This window comes from Sphingomonas bacterium, assembly GCF_903643035.1.
Lineage (GTDB): Bacteria > Pseudomonadota > Alphaproteobacteria > Sphingomonadales > Sphingomonadaceae > Sphingomonas.
In genome coordinates this window covers 1-3,401 of record NZ_CAHJWW010000288.1, presented here as the reverse complement: position 1 = coordinate 3,401, position 3,401 = coordinate 1, and the positions used below count along the sequence as shown (strand labels likewise).

Genomic DNA, 3,401 nt, shown 5'->3' with positions numbered 1-3,401 from the left:
GGCGAACGGCCCGGGCGACGCCCTGCCCCGCCCGGTCCATCAGCGTGGCGAGGCTTGTGCCGCGCGCCACGGCCAGCGCCTCCGCCTCGCGCATCCGCGCGGCGGTCAGGACGGGCATGCCGCCGATCGGGTTCACGCCTTCGGCTTTCCCACCGTCGCGGGCAGGCGATAGCGGTCTGCGCCGATCCTCACCTCGATCTCGTCGGCGCTCACCACCATCACCGTCGCTCCCTGCGCGCCATCGGCGGCGACCACGCCGCGCCCGTCCGTGGTGACGAGCAGGCGGTGGAAGCCGCCGTCGGCATGGTGGAGCATCAGGACCAGGCCGCGCGGCGTCGTCTCGCGGCCAACGGTGCAGACGCGCGTCATCGCCGCCGCACCGCCGGTGGCGCAGGCGATGCGGTTGTCGTCCGTTGCCTGCGCATTTGCGGCTGCTTCGGCGTTCGTGAGAGCTTTGGGCTGGTCGGGTGCGCGACCGCAGGCGGTGAGGGCCAGCGACATCATGACGGCCGCCCTAGATATCGGCATAGACATGCCTCTCCGCCGCCGCGCCCGGATGCGTCAGCGCGCCGGTGCGCGCCGGGCCGACCGTCCGGGAATAGCGCCACAGCGCGCCCGAGCCATAGGCGTTGACGGGTGCTTCCCACGCCGCGCGGCGGTCGGCGAGGACGTTGGGATCCACCAGCAGATCGATCGTGCCCGCCTCGGCGTCGATCCGGATCGGGTCGCCATCCTCGACCAGCGCGATCGGTCCGCCGTCGGCGGCTTCGGGTCCGACATGGCCGATGCAGAAGCCGCGCGTCGCGCCCGAGAACCGGCCGTCCGTCACCAGCGCCACCTTCTCGCCCATGCCGAGCCCGTACATCGCGGCGGTGGTCGACAGCATCTCGCGCATCCCCGGCCCGCCCTTGGGTCCCTCGTAGCGGATCACCACCACCTCGCCCTCGCGGATGCTGCGCGCCTCGACGGCGGCGAACGCGTCCTCCTCGCGGTCGAACACGCGCGCCGGCCCCTCGAACAGGAGACGGTGCATGCCCGCGACCTTCACGATCGCGCCGTCCGGGGCGAGGGTGCCGCGCAGGCCGACGACGCCGCCGGTCGGCGACAGCGGCGCGGATACCTCGCGGATCACCTTCTGGTCGGGGTTCCACGTCACCCGGTCGATGTTTTCGGCGAGCGTGCGGCCTGTCACCGTCATGCAGTCGCCGTGCAGCAGCCCGCCCGCCAGCATCGTCTTCATCAGCATGTAGACGCCGCCCGCCTCGTGCATGTCGCGCGCGACGTAATTGCCGCCAGGCTTCAGGTCCGCGAGATAGGGCGTCGAGCGGAAGAACCCGGCGACATCGAACAGGTCGAGCGCGATCCCGGCCTCGCTCGCCATCGCGGGCAGGTGCAGCGCGGCGTTGGTCGAGCCGCCGGTCGCCGCCACCACGCGGGCGGCGTTCTCGAACGCCTCGCGCGTGCAAATGTCGCGCGGGCGCAGGTTGCGCTCGACCAGCTCCATCACCTGTGCGCCGGCGGCGTGGGCGATCTGCTCGCGGCTGGCATAGGGCGCGGGGGCCATGTTGCTGTTGGGCAGGCTCAGCCCGATCGCCTCGGCGACGCAGGCCATGGTGTTGGCGGTGAACTGGCCCCCGCACGCGCCCGCGCCGGGACAGGCGACCTTCTCCAGCGCGTGGACCTCACTGAGCGGGCAGGCGCCGGCGGCATGGCGGCCGACCGCCTCGAACACGTCCACGACCGTCACGTCGCGGTCCTCGAACCGGCCGGGCAGGATCGAGCCGCCATAGACGAAGATCGACGGCACGTTGAGCCGCAGCATCGCCATCATCATCCCCGGCAACGACTTGTCGCAGCCCGCGAAGCCGACCAGCGCGTCGTAGCAGTGGCCGCGCACCGACAGCTCGACCGAGTCGGCGATGACCTCGCGGCTGACGAGGCTCGACTTCATCCCCTGGTGCCCCATGGCGATGCCGTCGGTGACGGTGATGGTGTTGAAGCGTCGGGGCATCCCCCCGCCCGCGATCACGCCCGCGCGCGCGACCTCGGCCTGCGCGTCCAGCGTGATGTTGCACGGCGCGCTGTCGTTGCCGGCGGAGGCGACCGCGACGAAGGGCTTGGCGATGTCCTCCTCGGTCAGGCCCATCGCATAGTAATAGGACCGGTGCGGCGCGCGTTCGGGGCCGACGGATACGTGGCGGCTGGGCAGCCGTGACTTGTCGAAACTGGACATCGCATGGGGGTAAGGCGGCGGCATTCCCGCCGCAATAGCGCAGGCGCGGCACAATCGGGAGCGATGCGGCGTTGAAGGTCCCCAGATGAAGGTCGCCAGCTACAACATACACAAGGGCATCGGCAGCGATCGCCGCCGCAGCCCCGAGCGCATCCTGGAGGTTCTGTGCGAGATCGACGCGGACGTGATCGTGCTCCAGGAAGCGGATCGCCGGCTTGGCCGGCGCGTGCAGGTGATCGAGCCGCGCCTGCTCGACGAACACGGCGACTGGAAGGCGGCGCCCGTCGGGCTGCGCGCCGCCAGCATGGGATGGCACGGCAACGCGATCCTGGTCCGCCGGTCCGCGACGATCCTCGCGTGCGAGCCGATCCACCTGCCGGCGCTGGAGCCGCGCGGCGCGGCGATGGCGGACGTGATGCTGGACGGAGCGTCGATCCGCGTCGTCGGCATGCACCTCGACCTGTCGGGGCTGTGGCGGCGCAGGCAGGCGCGCGCGATCGTCGCGCATGTCGACTCCTGTTCCCGCGTCATGCCGACGGTCCTGATGGGCGACCTAAACGAATGGAGCGCCGGGTCCGGCTGCCTGCGCGATTTCGCGCGCGACTACCGGTTCGCGCCCACCGGCCCCAGCTTCCATGCCCGCCGGCCGATCGGGCGGCTGGACCGGATCATGGCGTCCCCCCGGCTGCGGATCGTCGAGGCGGGGGTCCATTCCTCCGCCACGGCGCGCAGGGCGTCGGACCACCTGCCGATCTGGGCGACGCTGGCGCCGGCGTGAGGCGCGCGCGACGGGTCCGGGTCAGCGCCGCGCGGCTGGCCAAGGCGGCCTGGCCACGATAGCATCGGCCCGATCGCGGACACAGCGGGAGCGGCCGGCACCATGCAATTCCTGAGGATCCTCTTCTGGTGCCTGCTCGCGTTCCTCGCGGCGGTGTTCACGCTGGGCAACTGGATCACGGTACCAATCCGTCTGTGGGGCGGGATGGTGGCGGAGACGAACCTGCCGCTGCTGCTGCTGATCGTGTTCCTCGTCGGGCTGCTGCCCACGCTGGTCGTCCAGCACATCGCGCGCTGGCGGTTGCGCCAGCAGCTCGCCACGGCGGAACGCCAGCTGGCCGAGCTGCGCGCGCTGCCGATGTCGCCCGCGCCGGTCGCCCCGCCGCCGCCG

The 3,401-nt window shown here is 71.9% G+C and carries 4 protein-coding genes; 2 read left to right on the top strand and 2 right to left on the bottom strand.

Features of this window, described 5'->3' with window-relative positions:
* Positions 1–132: 132 nt before the first annotated feature.
* Positions 133–504 (bottom strand): hypothetical protein, encoded by a 372-nt coding sequence (locus HUV01_RS13990; RefSeq protein WP_254606678.1) that lies wholly within the window; start codon positions 502–504, stop codon positions 133–135.
* A gap of 10 nt (positions 505–514) precedes the next feature.
* Positions 515–2,233 carry a dihydroxy-acid dehydratase gene (gene ilvD / locus HUV01_RS13985; RefSeq protein ID WP_174298824.1) on the bottom strand — a complete coding sequence of 573 codons (1,719 nt, stop codon included), beginning with the start codon at positions 2,231–2,233 and terminating at the stop codon, positions 515–517.
* 85 nt (positions 2,234–2,318) lie between these two features.
* On the opposite strand from ilvD, the gene HUV01_RS13980 reads away from it, so the two are divergent.
* Both HUV01_RS13980 and HUV01_RS13975 read left to right on the top strand, forming a co-directional pair.
* Complete coding sequence (locus HUV01_RS13980) at positions 2,319–3,011, top strand: endonuclease/exonuclease/phosphatase family protein (RefSeq protein ID WP_174298823.1); 693 nt, start codon at positions 2,319–2,321, stop codon at positions 3,009–3,011.
* Positions 3,012–3,113: 102 nt separating this feature from the next.
* Positions 3,114–3,401 (top strand): lipopolysaccharide assembly protein LapA domain-containing protein (locus tag HUV01_RS13975; protein ID WP_174298822.1); only part of this gene is annotated, 288 nt, incomplete at its 3' end.